General features: G+C 72.1%; 21 protein-coding genes. 12 read left to right on the forward strand and 9 right to left on the reverse strand.

Features of this window, described 5'->3' with window-relative positions:
• Positions 1 to 70: 70 nt before the first annotated feature.
• Positions 71 to 733 (reverse strand): nucleotidyltransferase family protein, encoded by a 663-nt coding sequence (locus IH45_RS0101055; RefSeq protein ID WP_050514423.1) that lies wholly within the window; start codon positions 731 to 733, stop codon positions 71 to 73.
• A gap of 225 nt (positions 734 to 958) precedes the next feature.
• Here IH45_RS0101055 and IH45_RS0101060 point away from each other — a divergent pair, with 225 nt between their 5' ends.
• Positions 959 to 1276 carry a DUF5955 family protein gene (locus IH45_RS0101060; RefSeq protein WP_050514424.1) on the forward strand — a complete coding sequence of 106 codons (318 nt, stop codon included), beginning with the start codon at positions 959 to 961 and terminating at the stop codon, positions 1274 to 1276.
• A gap of 51 nt (positions 1277 to 1327) precedes the next feature.
• On the opposite strand, the gene IH45_RS0101065 is transcribed toward IH45_RS0101060, so the two are convergent.
• Positions 1328 to 2131, reverse strand: coding sequence for an IclR family transcriptional regulator (locus tag IH45_RS0101065; protein WP_030659859.1), 804 nt, complete (start codon positions 2129 to 2131; stop codon positions 1328 to 1330).
• 434 nt (positions 2132 to 2565) lie between these two features.
• Here IH45_RS0101065 and allB point away from each other — a divergent pair, with 434 nt between their 5' ends.
• Complete coding sequence (allB, locus tag IH45_RS0101070) at positions 2566 to 3924, forward strand: allantoinase AllB (RefSeq protein ID WP_394298649.1); 1359 nt, start codon at positions 2566 to 2568, stop codon at positions 3922 to 3924.
• 6 nt (positions 3925 to 3930) lie between these two features.
• On the opposite strand, the gene IH45_RS1000000149670 is transcribed toward allB, so the two are convergent.
• Positions 3931 to 5331 (reverse strand): inositol monophosphatase family protein, encoded by a 1401-nt coding sequence (locus IH45_RS1000000149670; RefSeq protein ID WP_234440385.1) that lies wholly within the window; start codon positions 5329 to 5331, stop codon positions 3931 to 3933.
• Positions 5332 to 5441: 110 nt separating this feature from the next.
• Here IH45_RS1000000149670 and IH45_RS0101085 point away from each other — a divergent pair, with 110 nt between their 5' ends.
• On the forward strand, positions 5442 to 6149 hold the full coding sequence (locus IH45_RS0101085) for an RraA family protein (RefSeq protein WP_030659864.1): 708 nt from the start codon (positions 5442 to 5444) through the stop codon (positions 6147 to 6149).
• Positions 6150 to 6202: 53 nt separating this feature from the next.
• On the opposite strand, the gene IH45_RS0101090 is transcribed toward IH45_RS0101085, so the two are convergent.
• From IH45_RS0101090 to IH45_RS0101100, 3 genes are all read right to left on the reverse strand, one after another.
• Positions 6203 to 6643: a DUF732 domain-containing protein gene (locus IH45_RS0101090; protein WP_030659866.1), complete on the reverse strand. Its 441-nt coding sequence runs from the start codon at positions 6641 to 6643 to the stop codon at positions 6203 to 6205.
• 174 nt (positions 6644 to 6817) lie between these two features.
• Positions 6818 to 7513, reverse strand: coding sequence for a thiaminase II/PqqC family protein (locus IH45_RS0101095; protein WP_030659868.1), 696 nt, complete (start codon positions 7511 to 7513; stop codon positions 6818 to 6820).
• Positions 7514 to 7577: 64 nt separating this feature from the next.
• Entirely contained in the window at positions 7578 to 9482 is a 1905-nt protein-coding gene (locus tag IH45_RS0101100) for a beta-N-acetylhexosaminidase family protein (RefSeq protein WP_030659869.1), read from the reverse strand.
• A gap of 632 nt (positions 9483 to 10114) precedes the next feature.
• Here IH45_RS0101100 and IH45_RS0101105 point away from each other — a divergent pair.
• The 3 genes from IH45_RS0101105 to IH45_RS0101115 all read left to right on the forward strand — a co-directional run bounded on the left by IH45_RS0101105 (position 10115) and on the right by IH45_RS0101115 (position 13457).
• Positions 10115 to 10531 carry an effector-associated constant component EACC1 gene (locus IH45_RS0101105; RefSeq protein WP_030659871.1) on the forward strand — a complete coding sequence of 139 codons (417 nt, stop codon included), beginning with the start codon at positions 10115 to 10117 and terminating at the stop codon, positions 10529 to 10531.
• Between the two features lie 62 nt (positions 10532 to 10593).
• Positions 10594 to 12708 carry a caspase family protein gene (locus IH45_RS0101110; RefSeq protein WP_030659873.1) on the forward strand — a complete coding sequence of 705 codons (2115 nt, stop codon included), beginning with the start codon at positions 10594 to 10596 and terminating at the stop codon, positions 12706 to 12708.
• Between the two features lie 116 nt (positions 12709 to 12824).
• Entirely contained in the window at positions 12825 to 13457 is a 633-nt protein-coding gene (locus tag IH45_RS0101115) for a hypothetical protein (RefSeq protein ID WP_030659875.1), read from the forward strand.
• A 72-nt stretch (positions 13458 to 13529) separates the two neighbouring features.
• Here IH45_RS0101115 and IH45_RS0101120 read toward each other — a convergent pair whose 3' ends face one another.
• Both IH45_RS0101120 and IH45_RS0101125 read right to left on the reverse strand, forming a co-directional pair.
• On the reverse strand, positions 13530 to 13709 hold the full coding sequence (locus IH45_RS0101120; protein ID WP_050514425.1) for a DUF6126 family protein: 180 nt from the start codon (positions 13707 to 13709) through the stop codon (positions 13530 to 13532).
• A gap of 20 nt (positions 13710 to 13729) precedes the next feature.
• On the reverse strand, positions 13730 to 14359 hold the full coding sequence (locus IH45_RS0101125; protein ID WP_030659879.1) for a helix-turn-helix domain-containing protein: 630 nt from the start codon (positions 14357 to 14359) through the stop codon (positions 13730 to 13732).
• 179 nt (positions 14360 to 14538) lie between these two features.
• Between IH45_RS0101125 and IH45_RS0101130 the strand changes: the two genes are divergently transcribed.
• From IH45_RS0101130 to IH45_RS0101145, 4 genes are all read left to right on the forward strand, one after another.
• Positions 14539 to 14991 carry a ribonuclease gene (locus IH45_RS0101130; RefSeq protein ID WP_030659881.1) on the forward strand — a complete coding sequence of 151 codons (453 nt, stop codon included), beginning with the start codon at positions 14539 to 14541 and terminating at the stop codon, positions 14989 to 14991.
• A 334-nt stretch (positions 14992 to 15325) separates the two neighbouring features.
• Entirely contained in the window at positions 15326 to 15994 is a 669-nt protein-coding gene (locus IH45_RS0101135) for a bifunctional 4-hydroxy-2-oxoglutarate aldolase/2-dehydro-3-deoxy-phosphogluconate aldolase (protein WP_030659883.1), read from the forward strand.
• Between the two features lie 139 nt (positions 15995 to 16133).
• A complete protein-coding gene (locus IH45_RS0101140; RefSeq protein WP_030659885.1) occupies positions 16134 to 17342 on the forward strand; it encodes a cytochrome P450 family protein in 1209 nt (402 codons plus the stop codon).
• A gap of 164 nt (positions 17343 to 17506) precedes the next feature.
• Complete coding sequence (locus IH45_RS0101145; RefSeq protein WP_030659887.1) at positions 17507 to 18352, forward strand: transporter substrate-binding domain-containing protein; 846 nt, start codon at positions 17507 to 17509, stop codon at positions 18350 to 18352.
• Positions 18353 to 18392: 40 nt separating this feature from the next.
• Here IH45_RS0101145 and IH45_RS0101150 read toward each other — a convergent pair whose 3' ends face one another.
• Positions 18393 to 19526 (reverse strand): alkene reductase, encoded by a 1134-nt coding sequence (locus IH45_RS0101150; RefSeq protein ID WP_030659889.1) that lies wholly within the window; start codon positions 19524 to 19526, stop codon positions 18393 to 18395.
• A gap of 92 nt (positions 19527 to 19618) precedes the next feature.
• Here IH45_RS0101150 and IH45_RS0101155 point away from each other — a divergent pair, with 92 nt between their 5' ends.
• Complete coding sequence (locus tag IH45_RS0101155) at positions 19619 to 19987, forward strand: MerR family transcriptional regulator (protein WP_030659891.1); 369 nt, start codon at positions 19619 to 19621, stop codon at positions 19985 to 19987.
• An 83-nt stretch (positions 19988 to 20070) separates the two neighbouring features.
• Positions 20071 to 20844, forward strand: coding sequence for a GntR family transcriptional regulator (locus IH45_RS0101160; protein ID WP_078897097.1), 774 nt, complete (start codon positions 20071 to 20073; stop codon positions 20842 to 20844).
• Positions 20845 to 20851 lie beyond the last annotated feature (7 nt).

The raw sequence follows: 20851 nt of genomic DNA on the forward strand, positions 1-20851 counted from the left end.
TGGTTTGTTGACGTCGAGATTCTCTCCGTCGACAGAACCGGCGGCCGGATGGCTCCCGGTGCCACCACGGTCACCGCCCTTCGTCTTCCCGCGGCGCGTCCGGCGACGCCAGACGGAACAGGTCCCGCGGGGTGTCGATGTCGTACGGCTCGGCCACATCGGCGCATTCGACGAGCGCGAGGGCGTCCTCGTGCTCCTTCAGATACGCGCGGGCCCCGCGGTCCCCGGCCACTCCGGCCGCCACCGCCGCCCACCGCCCGGCCCCGAACAGCACCGGGTGCCCGCGCTCCCCGCCGTACGCCGCCGCCACCAGATCGGCCCCGCCCTCGTACGCGGCGATCACCCGCGCCACCGCCGCCGCGCCGATGCCCGGCTGGTCCACCAGCGAGACCAGCGCCGCGCCCGCCCCGGAATCCGCCAGAGCGGCCAGGCCGGCGCGCAGGGAGGAGCCCATGCCGTGCGCCCAGTCCGGGTTCTCGGCCGTCGCGTACGCGGTGAGGTCGGCCCGTTCCCGTACGGTCCCGGCCGCCGCGCCCAGGACGACGAGCACCGAGTCGCAGCCGCCCTCCCGCAGGACCCGGGCCGCGTGCTCGACCAGCGGCCGGCCGCGGAAATCGAGCAGGGCTTTGGGGCGGCCGCCCAGTCGCCGCCCGCCGCCCGCGGCGAGCAGCAGCCCGGCGACCGGGCGGCGGGTGAGGGCGGAGTCCGGGGTGGGGTGAGCGGTGTGTGCCATGGGCCCTGCTTACCTCATGGCCGGGTACGGAGGGGCGGCGGCGCGGGGTCGGAGGTGGCGGAGGGGAGCGGGGCAGACCGAAAACGCTATCGCACGGGGGCGCCGCGCGCGCGTAGGAATTCGGTGATCCTGATTTCGCTCTCCGTATGGCGCTCACCGCGCAGGGTGGCGTTAACTGGCCCGCATCGCGGAGCGGGGTCAACGGCCTTGGAGGGTGCCGTCGTTGTGGAGCAGAGGCAGAAGCACAGGCGAGTCGCAGGAGCCGGGGACGATCCACGGGCCGTCGCCCTGTGCGGCGCGGTGGCCCGGCTGCGCCGGGAACTGGCCCTGCTTCCGGCGGAGTTGCCCGACCGTACGGCAGCCGACGACGAACTGGCCGCGCTGCACGCCATGGTGAGCGCCGGGGACCCGGATGTGCCCCGGCTGCGCCGCTCGCTGCTGCTGATCACGGGCGCGGTCGGCTCGGTCAGCGCGCTGGCGCCCGCGCTGACGGACGTACGGGAACTGATCGGCCTGTACGGCGACCTGCCGCGCCGCTACTGAGCCCCGGCCGCACGACGGCCGGGGCAGGGGTCGGGGCCGGGGCTCCGGAGACTACGCCGGGTTCTGGTTCGCCAGGGCCACCGAGAGTTCGGCGGCGATCTCCTGGAGCACCGGGACGATCTTGTCGATGGACGCCTCGGTCACCCGGCCCGTCGGGCCCGAGATGGAGATGGCCGCCGCGGTGGGGGAGTCCGGCACCGGCACCGCGATGCAGCGGACACCGATCTCCTGCTCGTTGTCGTCCATGGCGTACCCGGCCCGGCGGACCTCTTCGAGGGCGTCCAGGAAGGTGTCCGGGTCGGTGATCGTCTTCTCGGTGGCGGCGGGCATGCCCGTACGGCCGAGGAGCGCCCGTACCTCCTCCGGCGGATGGCCCGCCAGCAGCGCCTTGCCCACGCCCGTCGAGTGCGGCAGCACCCGCCGGCCGACCTCGGTGAACATCCGTACCGCGTGCCGGGACGGCACCTGCGCCACGTACACGATCTCGTCGCCGTCGAGCAGCGCCATGTTGGCGGTCTCGCCGGTCTCCTCGACGGCGCGCGCCAGGTACGGGCGGGCCCAGGTGCCGAGCAGCCGCGAGGCGCTTTCGCCGAGCCGGATCAGCCGGGGGCCGAGAGCGTACCGGCGGTTCGGCTGCTGGCGGACGTAGCCGCAGGCGACGAGCGTGCGCATCAGCCGGTGGATGGTCGGCAGCGGCAGGCCGCTGCTGGTGGACAGCTCGCTCAGCCCGACCTCGCCGCCGGCGTCGGCCATCCGCTCCAGCAGGTCGAAGGCGCGCTCAAGGGACTGGACGCCACCGCCGGCGGCTGCGGGCCTGGCTGCGGCGGCGGAAGTGCTGGCGCTGGACGGCGGCACGACGCGTTCCTTTCGGGGCAGGTGGTGGCGGGCTCGGCGCAGGTCTTCTGTTGTACGGGGCCGTACGGGTCCGTACGGGTGCCGGGACCGACCCGGAGCAGCCTACCGGTCCCCCCGGGCCGGCACACGGTCCCTCGCACACTCGTTCCCGCCGGTCAGCGACCGCGCCCCGGCCGTACCCGGGCGCTACCCGCGATCACCGGGTACGGCCACTGGGCAGAGCTACGTTCTGCTGAGCGAAAGTCGTTATCCATTCTGTGGAATCGTCCAAGCGTTGGCCCGAGGTGCGTTTTCCCGTCAGAAAGCCGCCCGTGCGCCAGGGCCGACCGGCGCGATCCGCGCCACCGCGCCGTCGCGGAAGGGGTCTTGACGGGGTGCGGTCCCGAGTGAAGACTCCGTTCAACAGAAAGTTGAATTCCGTGGTGCGGAAGCCCATGGGAAGCGCACGAGGAGGGGACCGGGTGTCCGAGATCGATCTGGTGCTGCGCTCCACCCGCGTCGTCACCCCGCGGGGGACGCGCGCGGCGACCGTCACCGTACGGGACGGGAAGATCGCGGCGGTGCTCCCGCACGACGCCCCCGCACCGGCCGGGGCCCGGGTCGAGGACTTCGGCGACGACGTACTGCTGCCCGGCCTCGTCGACACCCACGTACACGTCAACGACCCGGGCCGCACCGAGTGGGAGGGCTTCTGGACCGCCACCCGCGCGGCGGCGTGCGGCGGCATCACCACCCTCGTCGACATGCCCCTCAACAGCCTGCCGCCGACCACCACCGAGGCGAATCTGCACACCAAGCGCGAGGTCGCGCGCGGCAAGGCGCACATCGACGTCGGCTTCTGGGGCGGCGCCGTACCCGGCAACGTCAAGGATCTGCGCCCGCTGCACGACGCCGGGGTGTTCGGCTTCAAGTGCTTCCTGTCCCCGTCCGGCGTGGACGAGTTCCCGCAGCTGGACCAGGAACAGCTGGCCGCCGCGCTCGGCGAGATCGCCGGCTTCGGCGGGCTGCTGATCGTGCACGCCGAGGACCCGGACCACCTGGCCGCCGCGCCGCAGCCGCACGGCCCGAAGTACGCCGACTTCCTCGCCTCCCGCCCCCGGGCGTCCGAGAACGACGCGATAGCGGGCCTGATCGCGCTCGCCCGGCGGCTCGGCGCGCGGGTGCACATACTCCACCTGTCCTCCTCCGACGCGCTGCCGCTGATCGCCGCCGCCCGGGCCGAGGGCGTCCGGATCACCGTCGAGACCTGCCCGCACTTCCTCACCCTGACCGCCGAGGAGATCCCGGACGGCGCCACCGAGTTCAAGTGCTGCCCGCCCATCCGCGAGGCGGCCAACCAGGACGCGCTCTGGCAGGGCCTGGCCGACGGCACGATCGACTGCGTCGTCTCCGACCACTCGCCGTCCACCGCCGACCTGAAGACCCCCGACTTCGGCGACGCCTGGGGCGGCATCTCCTCCCTCCAGCTCGGCCTGCCCGCCATCTGGACCGCGGCGCGCGAGCGCGGCCACACCCTGGAGGACGTGGCCCGCTGGATGGCCACCGCCCCGGCCGCACTCGTCGGCCTGGACCGCAAGGGCGCCATCGAGCCGGGCCGGGACGCGGACTTCGCGGTGCTCGACCCGGAGGCGGCGTTCACCGTGGACCCGGCCGGGCTCCAGCACCGCAACAAGATCACCGCGTACGCGGGCCGCACGCTGCACGGCGTCGTCCGGTCCACCTGGCTGCGCGGCCGGCGGATCAACGACGGCGGGACCCTGGCCGAGCCGTCGGGGCAGCTCCTGGACCGGTAAGAACCCTCAGGGGCGCCACCCCGTCTCCTTCGCCCACCCCTCCGCGACCTCGACCACCAGGTCCACGACGGGGTCCTTGATCTCCGCGTAGCTGCCGAAGTCGGCCGTACGGTGGGCGAGTTCGCGCTTGAAACGGGCGTACGCCGGGACCGCCTCCGGATGGGCGCGGAACCAGTCGCGGAAGAGCAGCGCCAGCCGCTCGTTGGGCGAACCGGCACACCGTACATGGAGGTTGACGTCCGGGCCGGGGCCGCCGCGCCGCGTCCACAGCCGCTTCGCCCACCGGCCCGGATCGTCGTCCCGGCCCGCCGGTACGTGATCGCCTTCGTGCCGGGAGCGGACGAAGCCCCGGGCCGCCAGCGGCGCGTCGAAGGCCTCCGCGGCCGTCGCCAGGTCCGTGACGCTCACCTGGAGGTCGAAGATCGGCTTGGCCGCCATGCCGGGTACGGACGTACTCCCGATGTGCTCGACCCGCCGGGCCTCCGGCGCGAGCGCGGAACACAGCTCCGCGGCCAGCGCGGCACCTTCGTCCGCCCAGCCCGGATGGGCGTCGACCAGGACCGCACGCGCACTGTCCTCCTGCACGGGTCCCGCCACGACCTCCAGGAACGCGTCGTGCAGGTGCCCGTTCGTGATCAGCACCGAGCCGTCGCCCTCCAGCACCGGCGCACCCGTGAGGTCGGTGATCCGGCCGCCGCCCTCGGCGACGATCACGGGCAGCGGGGCGAGGTCCTCGTACCCCATCGCGGGACCCGCGATCACCAGAGCGTCCGCCCGCCCCGCCAGCACGTCCAGCGCGCCGCCGCCGACGGGCACCAGCCACACCCGCCGGTGCAGCGCCGTCAGCAGCGACTCCGACCATCCCGCGATGTTGTGCGCCTGCGTACGGGCGCCGGTCAGCTCCGTACGCCCGTCGGCGCGCAGCCGGCCGCGGCCCGAGCGCAGCGCTTCCAGCGGGTCCGGGTCCGTGCCGAGCAGCAGCCGGCAGCCGAGGCCGCGCCCGGCCGCCACCAGCTGGCCGCTCACCGGGAGGCAGACCACCCCGATCGCGGGCCCGTGCTCGTCCTCGTACGCGAGGCCGGTGGAGAAGGTGGGCACCCGGTCGGTGAACTGCCGGGTGCCGTCGACCGGGTCGATCACCCAGCGCCGCCCGGACGTCCCGGCCCGCGGCGCGGCCTCCTCCCCGAGCACCGCGTCCGCCGGGAACGCCGCGGTCAGCTCCTTCCGTACGAACTCCTCGACGGCGAGGTCCACCGCGGTCACCCCGGTGCCGTCAAGCTTGCGTTCGGACGACTGCTGCTCGCCGTGGAACGCCTCGGCACTCATCCGGCCCGCACGTGCGGCGAGACGGACGGCGAAGGCGAACAACTCCTCGGAAACGGGCGGGGTGTCGGTGCTGTGATCCATGGCGTGAGCCTGCCACAGCCCCTGGCGCGCGGGGGCGGTGACGTTGGAAGGTATGTCCACGTTGTCCGTCCGGCACCGGGCGCCGGAACCGCCCGGGGGAGGAGTGCGGCATGGAACACGACGAGCTGCGACGGCGGTTCGCCGCGCTGACCACGGCACATCTGGCGGACGCGGGCCTGCGCGCCCGGACGCCGGTGCGCTGCGCTCCGCCGTCGCTGCGCTCCCTGGTGCCGGGCAGCCGGCTGGCCGGACGCGTGGCGCCCGCCCGGCACGTCGGCAGCGTCGATGTCTTCCTCGAAGCGCTGGAGATTGCCGCGCCGGGCGACATCCTGGTGGCGGACAACGGCGGCCGGACCGACGAGAGCTGCGTCGGCGATCTCATGGCCCTGGAGGCGCAGGCCGCCGGGCTGGGCGGCATCGTCATCTGGGGCCTGCACCGCGACACGGCCGAACTGCGGGAGATCGGCCTGCCGGTCTTCAGCCTGGGCGCGACGCCGACCGGCCCGCTGCACCTCGACACCCGTCCGGACGGCGCGCTGGACAGCGCCGCGGTGGGGGAGTGGACGGTCGGCCGCGCGGACCTGGTGCTCGGCGACGACGACGGCGTTCTCTTCGTGCCCGCCGACAGTGCCGGGGACCTCTTCTCACGCGCGGAATCGATCCGCGACACCGAACGCCGCCAGGCCGACCGCATCCGGGACGGAGTCCCGCTGCGCCGGCAGGTGGGGTTCGCCGGCTACCTCGCCGCGCGCCGGCAGGACCCCGCCCTGACATTCCGCGACCATCTGCGGGCCGTGGGCGGAGCCATTGAGGAATGACGGTTCCGGGCCCGGAACCACGGAACGTGTACGGCGGGAAAGGCCCGCCCCGGTCAATTCTTCGGACACAGGTGGGTGTGCACGGCCTGCAGAATCTTCTCCGCCTGCGCGGCGTTGAATTGCGTGGTGCCCGAGAAACGCTGCCGGGTCTGCTCCACCTGCTTGGCGTGGTCCTTCGGGAAGGAGTGGATCGTGCCGCAGGTACTTCTGCCACGGCTCACCGCACGTTCCGGCTTGCCGTTCACGATGTCCCGGGATATCGCGTCGAGCGCGGCCACGTAGCGGGCCTGCGTCGCGGCGTCCGGCTTCGGGGGAATTCCCAGCCGCGCCTCCGCGTCGGCGATCGCCTTGGACGGCTCCTGATCAGCCGACGGGGAGCCGGCCCCGGCCGGCGCGGACGGCCGGCTCGCGCTCTTGGCGCTGCCGCCGCACGCGGTCAGACCCGCGGCGGCGACGAGGGCGGCGGACAAGGCAATGGCGGTGCGGTGGTTCACGATTCTCCCCTGACCGGTGGACACGAGCGGTCATTCTGACAGGGAAAACGCCAGGTGCTAAGGGGAATTGGAAAAAATATAAAGGTCCCTGTTTTCGCGGGTGTCGCGGGGCGGCACACCGGGCGCCCATTGCGCTTGACGAACGGTCGGTCATGGTGCTCAGCGCGGAGAGGGTCATTCCGCGAGTGCCGCCCAGAACATCAGCTCGTACGCCTGGAGCAGGCGGCCGTAACGGTGCGCGAGGCGGGGCGTGACCCGCGACGTGGCGAGACCGTGCCGCACCGCGTCGCGGGCCAGACCGTCGAGTTCCGCGGCGGGCTCGGCGAAGAAGTCGAAGAAGGCGCACGCCGCGTCGGGAAAGCCGTAGCGGGTCCGCAGGGCGTGCGCGACGGTGGCGCAGTAGCCGCCCCACGCGGCGAAGTTGGCGGTCATGGCGATCACCACGTCCGCGGGCTCCGCGCCGAGCGCCAGCCGGGCCACGTACGACGGGTACGCCTGGCACCCGGCCCGCGGCTCGTGGTCCCGTACGGCGTCCGCGTCCAGCCCGCAGGCGTCCGCCAGCCCCTGCAGCGCGCCGAGCGCCAGCGACTCGCCGTCGGCCAGCGTCCCGAAGAACGCCGCCACCGGTGGATCACTCTCGGCGCGGTCCGCCAGATGGCGGAAGCTGCGCCGGTCGGCGGCGATGATCTGGTGCTGTTCGAGGGCGAGCACGGCGAACACCTCGCGCGGCGCCCCGCCCGCGGCGATCCGCGCCACGAGGGGGTTGTCCGCGGCGCCGGGCGCCAGCTCCCGCGCCGCGGCCTCCAGGAGGCCGTCCGCGGTGGGCGTTCCCGGCCGGCCCGGGGCGGACGCGTCGTTCTCACGGGTCATGTTCGTGCCTCCCCACGTGCGGGCCGGCGGGCGGACCGGCCGGGGTGCCTGCGTGCCGGTGATTCTAGGACCGGCCGCGCTTGCCGTCGTGTTCGGCGACGGCGTCCGTCACGAAGGTGTCCACCACCCCGTTCGCGACGAGGACCGGGATGCGTTTGCCGTTCATGTCGACATAGACGTACGACTTCGCCGTCGCGACCAGGGCCGGGATCCGGTCCCGCAGGCGCCGCGCCGTCGCCTCGTCGCCCTCGCGGGACGCCTGCACCATGCGCAGCGCCGTACCGGCGGCGCGGCCCCACGCGGCGGTCGCGTCCAGCCACGGCGCGCTGTCGTCCAGGAAGCCGCGGTCGGGGAGGGCGGCGCGCAGCACACCCGGCGCGTCCTGGAGGGCGCGTAGCGCGGAGGTCAGGCGTTCCGCGTCCCCGGTGTCCCAGAAATTCCGTACAGCAGCGGCCAGTTCGGGTGACTGCTGCGGGTTGAGGGCGGAGCCGTAGTGGGCGTCGGCGAAGGCACGCAGCGCGCGTTCGGTGCGCGGGGAGCCGCCGGACAGCTCCCTGAGGGCCGCGGCCCAGGAGGCGCGGGCGTCGTAGGCCCGGTCGTTCCAGGCGTAGTCCGCGACCGTGAACAACGCGATCTTCGAGGCGGCGGGCTGGATCATGGGATTGGCCGTGATGCCCGCCAGCCGGGCGGGCAGCCCCCGCTCGCGCCCGCTGAAGGGGCCGAGCAGCAGCCGGTTGGTGACGTAGTCGTTGACCGGGTAGTTGTCCCAGGTCAGAATCGGGTGCCCGAAGACCTGCCGGGCCGCGTCGGCCTGGGCGGCGGTCATCACCGGCGCGATCACCCCGACACCGGTCCACTCCACCAGCACGTCCTGGTCCAGCCGCGCCTTCAGCGCCGCCTTGTAGGGCGTCGCCCGCACGTCGTAGTACTCGGTCGGCACCATCTGGAGCGGCTGCGCGCCGTCCGCCCGGCGCGCGGCGATGAACTCGCGGTTGACCCGGTTGAGGAGATGCGCCTGCGCGGCACCGGCGGCGCCGCCGCCCGTGCCGAACCGCTCCTTGTCCGCGGCGCAGTTCCAGTCCGTGTAGCTGATGTCGTCCAGCGGCACCGCGAAGGTCCGTACGCCGATGTCCCACAGCGCCTGGAACTTGCCGGTCAGCGCCTTGAGGTCGGCGTCCGAGCTGTAGCAGACGGAGAGGCCGGGCGAGAGCGCGTAACTGAACTCCACGTGCCGGGTCCGCGCCCGGTCCACCAGCTCCTTGAGCTGTGCGAGCCGGTCCGCCGGGTAGGGCTGACGCCACTTCTCGCGCAGGTACGGGTCGTCCTTCGGCGAGTAGACGTACGTGTTCATCTTGTGCGCGCCGTAGAAGTCGAGCTGGTCCAGGCGCGCGGCGTGCGACCAGGGGGTGCCGTAGAAGCCCTCGATGACACCGCGCAGCGGGGTGGCGGGCCAGTCGCGTACGGCGGTGCCGCGGACCCGGGCGCCGGGGCGGTCGCGGTGCGGGAGGAGCTGGCGCAGCGACTGGGCGGCGTAGTACGTGCCGGTGGCGTCCGCGCCGGCCAGCGCGATCCGGCCGTCGCCGACGGCCAGCGCGTACCCCTCGGCGGGCAGCCCGGCGGTGCCGCGCGCGCCGAGGTCCGCCAGGGTCCGCGCGGCGCCCGCGCCGTCCACGTACACGGTCAGGCCCCGGCCTGCCTCCGCGGCCCGTACGACCCGGTCGGCGCCCGCCCGCAGCAGGGAGCGCTCGACGACGTCCAGGGCCGGGCCGTCGGCGTGGGGCCCGGCGACGACCGTGACGGTGGGAGTGATCGTGACCCGGCCGTCGAGGGCGCGGACGGACTGCGGTGCCGGGCTGATGACGGGCCCGGCCGGCGGTCTTTCCCGCGCGTCGGCGGAGCCGGGGAGGGTGAGCGGTACGAGGGCCAGAGCCAGGGCAAGGGCGGCCGCCGCCGTGCGCGTACGGTGCATCCTTCGGTCCTCCTCGGTACGACGAGGTGTGCGAAACCGGCGTGGTGCGTGCGTGACGAGCGACAGCAGGTTTCACCCGGTACGGGCTGAGGACAATGGGGTTTCGCGTCGGGTGGAGGGGAGTTCCGCGGGCCCGCACGTGGCTCAGGTGCTCGGATTCCTCGGGGCTGCAACCGAGTTGATCGGCCGAGGGAAGGACCGCCCCGGCCACACTTCGCACGAATTCGGTGCAGCCCGGCCGAGCTCGTGTTCCTCGCAAGGGACGGCGGACATCAGGTCGTCGGCGACGCCCAGGAAGAGCCTCAGCCGTCGGAGGTGGCAGTTGTGGCCGAGCACCGGTTGAAGCAGGTCCGGGGAAGGGGCGGCCCCGGCCGCCCGTCGTGGAAGCCGTCCGAGCCGGAGCCCGCGGCTGGCCGGCGCGGTTCCGTACTTCCCGCCGTCCGGACCGCTCGGCCCTATAGCGTGATTCCTCCCGCGAACGCAACCGCGCCGGGCTCGTGAAGCGACGGTGCTACCGTCGCTCGCCAACCGCACGCATTCTCAAGCCGTTTGACGGCCGATTGGCATGTCCCGAGCAGTGGAATGCTTCGCCCGCCCTTCCGTGCGCCAGTAAACGCACTTTCGATGGAGGAATGTTGATCATCCGCGACAATCATCAGGCATCGGGGTCCGAGGGGACCGACACCTTCACTCTGGTCTCCGTGGACGGCAGTCGGCGGCTCTCGATTCGGCTGACGGACCAGTTCTCCGACGACTTCCGCGACCATCTGGCGGCACACGGCTTCCGCTTCCCGGCGGGCGACGCCCGGTCGGTCGTGTCCGAGGTGATCGTCGCCACCGCGTCCAGCCCAGCGGCGTGGACGGCCGTGGGCGGAACGGTGGTGGCCTTTCTGCACCGCCACCGTGGAAAGGTGATCCGCTTCGAGGCCGAGGGCAAGTCGGTCTCCATCGAGGGCTGTTCCGCCCGCGAGGTGAATCGGATGGCAACCGATCTGCTGGAACTCAGTCGGAAGAGTGACATTCGGACGGAGTCGGGGCCCCGCCCCTAGGAGGTCGATAGCTTTCGGAGCCCCTATTCCATCCGATTGGAGGATCAGTGCCGCATGCTCTCGTGATCGGTATCGATCAGTACGCCAAAGAGCGGATCCCGTCGCTCCACTGTGCAGTCAATGACGCCGAGGAGGTCTCCCGGTGTCTGGAAACCGCGGGCTTCGACGTGGTGACCCTCACCAATGAGGCCGCCACCTGTGCGGGCATCCTCGACGAACTCGGATTCAACCTCAACCAGCGGGTCACGGACGAGGACGACCCGGTCCTGATCTACTGGTCCGGCCACGGCCTGGCCGATCTGAGCACGAACGCCGGCTCCGACAAGGGGTGGGCGACGTATCTGCTGCCGTTCGACGCGGACATGGACCGGCCCCTGATCTCGGCCCTGCCCGTCCAGAAGATGTGGGCCCTGCTGAACAGGCTCACGACGCGCCGACTGCTCGTCATGCTCGACACCTGTTTCAGCGGGGTGTTCGTGGAGCACGGGCGCGGCGTTGTCATCGGCGGGCGCGGCTCGGCGGGCCTGCCCGATGACTTCCTGAGGGTAGAGGGCCACGGTCGCGTAGTGATTTCCGCCTGCGGTGCGAACGAGGTGGCGCGCGAGGATGTCCGGCACGGCCACGGCAAGTTCACGCGTGCGGTCCTCGCCGTGCTGGAGCGCGGCGTGGAGACCGGCGACCGCCGCATCAGGGTCACCGAACTGACGGCCGCCATCCGGGACGAAGCGCACCGCACGACCGGTGGCGAGCAGACCCCCAGCCTCTACGTATCGGGTAAAGGCACTGAATGGAGCATCCCGCTGCCGCCCCCCGCCGCCTACCAACCGCCCCTGCCGAGCTGGGCGTTCGTGGGCACGTCGGGAGGCGTGGGAAAGACCACGCTCGCGATGCTCACGGCCGAACTGCTGGCCGAGTCGGGCAACACGGTGCTCTACCTCGACGCCGACCTCGCCCAATACGGCGGTACCAGCGCATGGTGTGAGCGGGCCAAGGCTGAGCTGGGGAGCGCCCGCACCTTCGCCGATCATGTGGCGGCGTACTCCCGGGCCGGATCAGGTACGCGCGGTCGCCGCTTCAGCGACCGGCTGATGGACGTCACCCCGGCCTATCTGAGAAGGCATGGCTGCGGCCGGATCCTCCTGCTCCCGGCCACGCGACCGAGCGACAAGACGTTTGCCTTCCACCTCGTTGCCGAGATCAAGGACCGCCGCTCCAACGCCGTCTGCCGGAAGATCCTCGACGGCGCCTTCGACCGGGGCGTCCAGCAGGGCGCGACCTGCATCGTCATCGACTGCGGGGCCCAGTTCGACCCGCTGGCCGTGAACAGTCTCAGCGCCGCCCACCACCCGTTCGTCGTCGCCGCGGCCCGCGCCGGGGCCAAGGGCAAGCGGGAGATCATTTTGAGCAACTGCGCGCAGACGATCGAGGAGTTCGACCAGACGCGGGTCGAGACGGTGGTCAACCGGGTACCGAGCCGGGATGCCCTTATCGAGAACTGGGGAGACCTCGGCTTCGGCCGGGACTTCCATCACCTCCCCTTCGACCGCAAACTGTTCCAGGACTGGGAGGAGGGTCGGCCCAACTTCGAACTCGGTTACGACGAACTGACCCACGCTTGGCACAAGATCCTGGTGGCCTCCGACCGGAACTGCTGCGACGGCCTGCACCGGGACCTGATCCCCAGTGAATGGGACAGGTTCAGCAAGTGGGCTCTGTGGCTTGTCAACAACCCCAAGTGGGCCAAGTCGGAGCACCATGCGCTCAGCCGGATGATCCGCCGGTCCTGGAGAGTCGCGGCCTTCTGGACCGCGGTGTTCGCGACCAGCCTCACCAGCATAGTTCTGCACCTGCTCGCGCAAATGCCCGCGGACGACGCCTCGTTCCTCCCGCAGTGGCTGGCGATCGCACTCGTCGTCGGCGCCATCCCGGTGCTGCTCAAGAACGCCCTCCGCCGGCTGCTCCTGCGTCGGCGACGCAAGGTGATCGGCGAGGTGAGGAAGCACAGCGTCTCGACCCACGCGCTCAAGAAGTGGTTCTCGGTCCCGCTCGACAACGGCCCCTGGTGGCAGGTCTGGAAGTCCAGCCGCCGCGAGGCCATCAAGTGGCTCCACGGGCGCGTGATCGCGGCACGGAACTCTGCGCCTCCGGTCGGCGATTCATTGAAGGTCTTCGGGTGAGGGGGCTCGGATTCACCTGCTCGTACACGTCGACCGCAGATGTGGAGGGCGACTCTCCATGCGGGCGCCGGGTCAGCCGACGCGCCGGGAAGCAACCGAAATGTCTCGGGCACTGGGTGATCGAATGGCTGATCAACTCCTTTGGAGGGACCGATCACGCCCGCCGTACCTGGGCCGTCGTCAGCGGATTCGGCTGTGTCTGCATGGCCGTCGGGACGGTGTCCGCGGTTGTCGACCGCCAACCGCGCGAGCCGGCGTTCCTGCCGGTGGTCCTGGGCCTGGAGGTGATCTACTTCAGCGGTCTCGCCCTCGCCTTCGTCCGGGAGCATCCCGTGGGCGGCCGCATCTGGTTGTTCGCCACACCGGCCGCCTGCGCGGCCCTGGTGATCTACGGCAACAGCAAGCTTCCCAGTCCTCTCACCGGCGTGCCGTCCGGTTCGTCGCCCACCGCGAGAATGATGGACATCCTGGCCGGGTTCGGGCCCATCGTGATGGCGCTCGCCATCCTGGCGTCGTGGACGATCTTCCTCCTCTACTACGCACGGCGCCACCGCCTGGCGTCCTGGGCAAGGCTCCTCGCCGAGTCGTTCATGGTGCTGATGGCGATCACGGCAGTGACGCTCGCGATCATCTCGGGCGGCGGCCAGAGCACTCTGCTGACCTCGCTCATGGTGGGGTTCGGAGCGATGACCGTGGCTCGTGGGGCGCGCCGCCTCAAGAAGCTCGCGAATGCGATCCGTGTGGGATGACGGCCCCGGAAGCTCGTCCACCGCGCTGTGCCTCGGGCCGGGCAGAGGCCACCGTCGGGCCGCGCGGCAGCCTCAGCGGTTCTTCGCGATGATGAAGATGATGCTCATGAAGGCCAGCAGGACGTGGGTGGCCACGACGTATATGAAGACGCGTACGTAGACGCCGCGCGGCGGCTTGTTCTCCACGTATCTGCGGCCGGTCGCGGTGGCGGGCGCGGCCTCGGTGGCGGGCGTGGTGGGGTCGTCGGACATGGCGGGGGTTCCTTCCTCGGTCACAGGCCGCGGCGCGGTACGGCGTCGCCGAGGCACAGCTCGGCCGCGCCGCTCTGCAGCAGCGTGTGGACGAACAGCAGCTCCGTGCCGCCGCGGGTGGCGGCGGCGATGCGGTGCGGGGTCAGCGAGTCGAAGTGGGCGGCGTCGCCGGGGTCGAGCACGTGGACCGTCTCGCCCAGCGTGAGCCGCAGCCGTCCCCTGAGGACGTACAGCCACTCCTCGCCCGGATGCACGCGTACGAGATCGCCCTGCGCGCGCTGCGGTACGTGCACCCGCAGCGCCTGCATGGCCCGCCCGGCGCCGCCCACGGTCCAGTACGTCCAGCCGCCCGCCGCGGACGGCTCGGCGCGGGCGGCCCGGATGACCGGGTCCCGCTCCGGCACGGCCTCGCCCAGCAGATCGGATACCGTTGTTCCGTACATCCGCGCCAGCGCGAGCAGCATCGGCAGCGACGGCTGGCGCTGGTTGGTCTCCAGCCGGGACAGGTGCGCGGGCGACAGCCCCACCCGCCGGGCGGCCGTCTCCAGGGTGAGGCCGGTACGGCGCCGCAGCTCGCGCAGCCGGGGCGCTACGGAGGGCAGCTCGTCGGCCGGCTCGTCCGGGGGCGGCTCGGCAGCGGTGTCGCTCATGTACCCGGTATAGCCAGGTTTCGCCTCTCGGGCAAAAGTTTTGCCTCTCAGGCAAGCGGCGGCAAGCGGACATTCCGTGGCAATCCGGCTGTTCAGCCGGGCGTCGTCCTGTGAACTCCCGGGAAACATCCGGCCCTTGTTATTGACAGGTACCTGTCTACGCGCGTCATGCTGGGTTCATGAAGATCCCCCCGCGCATCACCCGGTTCGGCGCCGTCGGCGCCCTCGCGTCGGCCCTTCTTGTCGGTGGACTGGCCGGCGGCCCCGCCGTCGCCGCCACGCCCACCACGACCGCCCCCGTGGCGCACACGGCCACCGCCGTCCGCTCCGCCGCGCACCTCGCGGCGGTCGGCAAGATCTGTTACTCGAAGCTGCCCTCGCAGGCCCACGACACCCTGAACCTGATAGCCAAGGGCGGCCCCTTCCCGTACCCGAAGGACGGCACCGTCTTCAGCAACCGGGAGGGCATCCTCCCCAAGCAGAAGAGCGGCTACTACCACGAGTACACCGTCAAGACGCCGGGCTCCCCGGACCGCGGAGCGCGGCGCATCGTGACCGGCACGAAGAAGAACGAGGACTACTACACCGCCAACCACTACAAGTCGTTCGACCTGGTCGACCGGGGCTGCTGAAACAGTCGGCCGGTCGGGGCGGCGGAGGCGGGGAGGGTTCCCGGCCTCCGCCGCTCTGCTGTCCGCCGCCGTCCCCCCCCGGCCGCCGCGGCCCCGCCGCTCGCCCGCTTCCCGGCGTACGGCGGGCGCCGGGACACACCCCCGCGAGAGGATTGTCAGTGGCCCCCGGTAGCGTTTCGGTGGAAACGACGAATGGGCGGGCAACGGTGGCAAAGGGACCAGGAGGCGGTCACCTGCGGCGCGGCGCGGCCCAGGAGACGCCGCGTGCCCGGCCGTTCCGCGGGCGCGGGGCGCGTGGTTCTGGCGTTTGAGACAAGGAAGGCGGCGAACTGCCGTGTACCGCTGGGAGATCACCCGGGCCGCTCTGGCGCAGCGTGTCTTCGCCATCGTCCGCAGCGAGACGTACGACGAGGCCAGCGCCACCGCCGACACGCTGCTGTCCGCCGGGATCACCAGCCTGGAGATATCCCTGACCACGCCGTTCGCGCTGGAGGCCGTCACCACCCTCAGCCGTGAGCTGGGCGACGACGCCGTCATCGGCGCCGGCACGGTCCTGGACGCCGTCTCGGCCCGGATGGCGGTGGACGCCGGGGCCCGTTTCCTGGTCTCCCCGAGCCTGGACGCCGAGGTCATCCGCACCGGCCACCGCTACGGCGTCCCGGTCTTCCCCGGCGTCGCCACGCCCACCGAGATGGTGCGCGCCCTGGAGCTGGGCGCCGACGCGCTCAAGCTCTTCCCCGCCTCCGCCCACCGCCCGGACTGGCTGCGCGACGTCCGCGCTGCCCTGCCGCAGGCGCCGGTGCTGCCCACCGGCGGTGTGACGGTCGACAGCGCGCCCGAGTGGATAGCCGCCGGCGCGGTGGCCGTGGGTATGGGCTCGGCCCTCTCGGAAGGCGACCGGGAGACCGTCGCCAAGCGCGCCACGGACCTGCTCGCCCGCCTCGCGGACGCCGCGCCGCAGCCGCCGGCCGACCCCGGGGCCGCCGGCCTCTACGACATCTGAGGCCGCGCCGCCCCGCGGTACCGCAGGTGAAGCACTCCCCTCGGAGGAGACAGGACCGTCCGGCTCCTCCGCGGGGCCGATGACCCCCGCCCCCGGTGTACGTACGGTGACCGAAAAGCCTACGAGGGGCGGACAGGACATGCCGGAAATCATCGACCTGGGCGCGTACGGCCCGGACTTCGTCGCCGACCCGCATCCGTACTACGCCAAGCTGCGTGCCCAGGGCCCGGTCCACCGGGTCCGCGTTCCGGAGATGCAGGCCGAGGCCCAGCACGCGTGGCTGATCGTCGGATACGACGAAGCGCGGGCCGCGCTGGCCGACAACCGTTTCGCCAAGAACTGGTCGAACGCCGCCGTCCCCGTCGTCGACCCCGAGATGGACGCCGAGTGGCAGTTGATGAACATGCTCGACGCCGACGCACCGCAGCACACCCGGCTGCGCAAGCTGGTGGCCCGGGAGTTCACCACCCGCCGCGTCGAGGCGCTGCGCCCGCGCGTCCAGCAGATCACCGATGACCTGCTGGACGCCATGCTGGCCGCCCCGGACGGCCGTGCCGACCTCGTGGAGGCGCTCGCCTTCCCGCTCCCGCTGACCGTCATCTGCGAACTCCTGGGCGTGCCCGACATGGAGCGGGACACCTTCCGCGCCTGGTCCAACGAGCTGGTCTCACCGACCGAGCAAGAGGCGACGATGACCGCCGCCCGCGAGATGACCGCCTATCTGGACGGCCTGATCGGGGCCAAACGCCGCTCGCCGGGCGAGGACCTGCTCAGCGCCCTGGTGCGGACGAGCGACGAGGGCGGCGACCAGCTCTCCCAGCAGGAACTGCTCGGTATGGCCTTCCTCCTGCTCGTGGCCGGCCACGAAACCACCGTCAACCTGATCTCCAACGGAGTACGGGCCCTGCTCCAGCACCCGGCGCAACTGGCCGCGCTGCGCGCCGACCCCGCCCTCCTGGACAACGCCGTCGAGGAGATGCTGCGCTACGACGGCCCCGTGGAGACCGCCACCTGGCGCTTCACCACCGAGCCCGTCGAGATCGGCGGCACCGAGATCCCGGCCGGTGAGACCGTCGTCGTCGGCCTGGCCGGCGCGGACCGCGACCCGGAGCGCTTCGACGCCCCCGACACCTTCGACATCACCCGCGAGACCCGCGGCCACGTCGCCTTCGGCCACGGCATCCACTTCTGCCTCGGCGCCCCACTGGCCCGCATGGAGGGCCGCATCGCGGTCCGCAGCCTCCTGGACCGCTGCCCCGACCTGGCCCTGGACACCGATCCCGAGGCGCTGACGTGGCGTACGGGCATGATGCGCGGACCCCAGCACCTGCCGGTGCGGTGGCGGTAGGCAGGTAGGACGCGGAAGCCCCGGGCATACGGGACGGGACGGCCCGCAAGCCGCCCGTCCCGTCCCGCATGCCCGGCCACGCCCTTCTCTCCCGTCCCCTGCTCTGCCACGCTGACGGCGCGTTCCGCCCACCGCTCACGCCCTCGCCGCGTACAGGAGCCGCCATGCGCCGCGCCGCCGCCCTCTCCGTCCTGACCTGCGCCCTCGCCCTCACCGCCACCGCTCCGACGACCGCCCCGGCAGCCCCGGCCACCCACCCGGACCGGCCGTCCGCCGCCGCGCACACCACGGCGCGCCCCGCCACCCTCCTCGACACCGTCCCCCGCCGCGGCGTCCTCCGCGTCTGCACCACCGGTGACTACCGCCCCTTCACCCACCGCGACCCCGCGTCCGGGGCATACAGCGGTGTGGACATCTCCATGGCCCGCGACCTCGCCGCGAGCCTGGACGCCAAACCCGAGTACGTGGCCACGACCTGGGCAAAGCTCGTGGACGACCTGGCGGCGGGGCGCTGCGACATCGCCATGGGCGGCGTGTCGGTCACCCTCCCGCGCGCCCGCAAGGCAGCCTTCGGCGAACCCACCCGTACGGACGGGAAGACCCCCATCGTCCGCTGTGCGGACCAGGACAAGTACCGGACACTGGAGCAGATCGACCGCCCCGGCACCACGGTGATCGTCAACCCCGGTGGCACCAATGAGCAGTTCGCCCGCTCCGTCCTCAAGCACGCGGCCATCAAGCGCCACCCCGACAACGCCACGGTCTTCGACGAGATCATCGCCGGCCGCGCGGACGTGATGATGACCGACGCGAGCGAGACCCGCTACCAGTCCAAGATCCACCCCGAACTGTGCGCCGTCCACCCCGACCGGCCCTTCACCTTCTCCGAGAAGGCGTACGCCGTACCGCGCGCGGACTTCGCGTTCCGGCAGTACGTCGACCAGTGGGTCCACCTGGCGAAGCACGACGGCACGTACAAGAAGTACGAGGAGGCGTGGATGGGGAAGTGAGGGGGAGGAGCATGCGAGTCACCGGCCGGGCGGTGGGCCGTCAGCGGGCGGCTCGGCTCGGGAGGTAGTCGCTGTAGCCCTCCGCGCCGTGCGTGTAGAGGAGCGCGGGGTCGTGGGCGGCGAGCGGGGTGCCGGTGGCGAAGCGGTGGGGGAGATCGGGGTTGGCGAGGAAGGCGCGCCCGTACGAGACCAGGTCGGCGTGGCCGGAGTCCAGGACTGCCTGGCCCGCCGCCCGGGTCGTCGCGGTCCCGTTCTCACCCACATTGGCGATGAGGGTTCCGGGCCAATGGGGCCGCAGGTCGGCCAGCGCCGGGTAGGCCGGGGTGCTCTCGGTCAGGTGGAGGTAGGCCAGGCCCAGGTGAGCGAGGTCGTCCAGGAGGGCGCGGTAGACCGGCGCGGGGTCCGCCTCCGCCATGCCGAACTGCGGGTTTCCGGGGGACAGCCGCAGCGCGGTGCGGTGGGCGCCGACTGCGTCGGCCACCGCCCGTACGACCTCCGCCGGGAAGCGGATGCGGCCGGTGATGTCGCCGCCGTACGCGTCCTGGCGGAGGTTGGTGTTGTCGGCGAGGAACTGGTGGAGCAGGTAGCTGTTGGCCCCGTGGATCTCGACGCCGTCGAACCCGGCGCGGATCGCGTTGCGGGCGCCGTCGGCGAAATCCCGTATCGCCGTACGGATGTCGTCGTGTGTCATGACCAGGGGGACCACGGGGTCCTGCTTCCCGGCCGGGGTGTGCTGGGCCTGGGGTACGGGCACCGCGGACGGCCCGGCCGGGTGACCGCCGTCGATGCGGGCCAGCGGGTGGCCGATGCGGCCGGCGTGCATGAGCTGGGCGAAGACGCGTCCGCCCGCGGCGTGCACGGCGTCGGTGACCCGGCGCCAGCCGGTGATCTGACGGGCGGTCGCCAGGCCGGGGACGCGCCAGCCGCTCTGGCCGCGGAAGGAGGGCCAGATGCCCTCGGTGACGATGAGGCCCGCCGAGGCGCGCTGCGCGTAGTAGTCGGCGACGACGGGGAGCGGCACGCTGTCCTCGCCGGCGCGGAAGCGGGTCATCGGGGCCATCACAACACGGTTGGGCGTGCTCAGGGCGGCGGAGGCGTACGGGTCGAGGAGGGACGGCGGGGCGTCGGCGGACAGTGCGGAAGGGGCCTGCGGGGCGAACGTGGTGTGCGTCATGGCAGGACGGTAGAAGGTGACATTAATGTCAGATTCAAGCTCGACAGCCGGACCCGGCGGTGGCCGGGGCCGAGGGAGACGGGGAGGAACCGGTGCGGATCGGGGAGCTGGCACGGCGTACGGGAGTCAGCGAGCGGTCGCTGCGCTACTACGAGAAGCAGGGGCTGCTGGCGGCGGAGCGGACGGCCGGCGGCCACCGTGAGTTCCCCGAAGCCTGCGTGGACCGTGTGATCCGCATCCAGGAGCTGTTCGCGGCCGGGCTGTGCAGCGCGAAGATCGCGCAACTGCTGCCCTGCATGCGGGAGTACGGCGGTTCGGCGACCGCCTCCGCCGCGCTGGTCGATGACCTGGCGGTGGAACGGAGCCGTATCGACGCGATGATCGGTGATCTGCTGCGTTCGCGGGAGGTGCTGGACGAGGTGATCGCGGAGGCGCGCACGGACACGCCTTCCACCCCCTGACCCCGACCACCCCCGACGTGATTGTCCGGACAATGTGACCTCTGGACTTCCCGTCATCTGCCGGGCCGGATACGCTCCCAGCCGTGGGGAAACGCGAAACAGACTCCAAGGGCGCCGAGAGCCCCGTCCGGTTCAGCGTGGACCGGAGCAGTCCGGTGCCGCTGTACTTCCAGCTGTCCCAGCAGCTGGAGACGGCCATCGAGACCGGCAAGCTGGCCCCGGGCAGCCTGCTCGGCAACGAGATCGAGCTGGCCGGACGCCTCGGGCTGTCCCGGCCGACCGTCCGCCAGGCCATCCAGTCGCTGGTCGACAAGGGGCTGCTGGTACGCCGCCGCGGTATCGGTACGCAGGTCGTGCACAGTCAGGTCAAGCGCCCGCTGGAGCTGAGCAGCCTCTACGACGATCTGGAGGCCGCCGGGCAGAAGCCCGCCACCCGCGTGCTCCTGAACACCACCACCGAGGCCACCGCCGAGATCGCCGCCGCGCTCGGGATCGCGGAGGGCGCCGAGGTGGCGCTCGTCGAGCGGCTGCGCTTCACGCACGGTGAGCCCGTCGCCCACCTGCGCAACCACCTCCCCGCCGGGCTGATCGACCTCAGCACCGAGCGGCTGGAGGAGACCGGCCTGTACCGCCTGATGCGGGCGGCCGGGATCACGCTGCACAGCGCCCGCCAGGCCGTCGGCGCGCGCGCCGCCACCGTCGAGGAGGGCGAGCGGCTCGGCGAGCCGGAGGGCGCCCCGCTGCTGACGATGCAGCGTACGACCTTCGACGACACCGGCCGCGCGGTCGAGTTCGGCTCGCATGTCTACCGGGCCTCGCGGTACGCCTTCGAGTTCCAGCTGCTCGTACGGCCCTGAGCCGGCC

Source organism: Streptomyces rimosus subsp. rimosus, from assembly GCF_000720725.1.
GTDB lineage: Bacteria > Actinomycetota > Actinomycetes > Streptomycetales > Streptomycetaceae > Streptomyces > Streptomyces rimosus_A.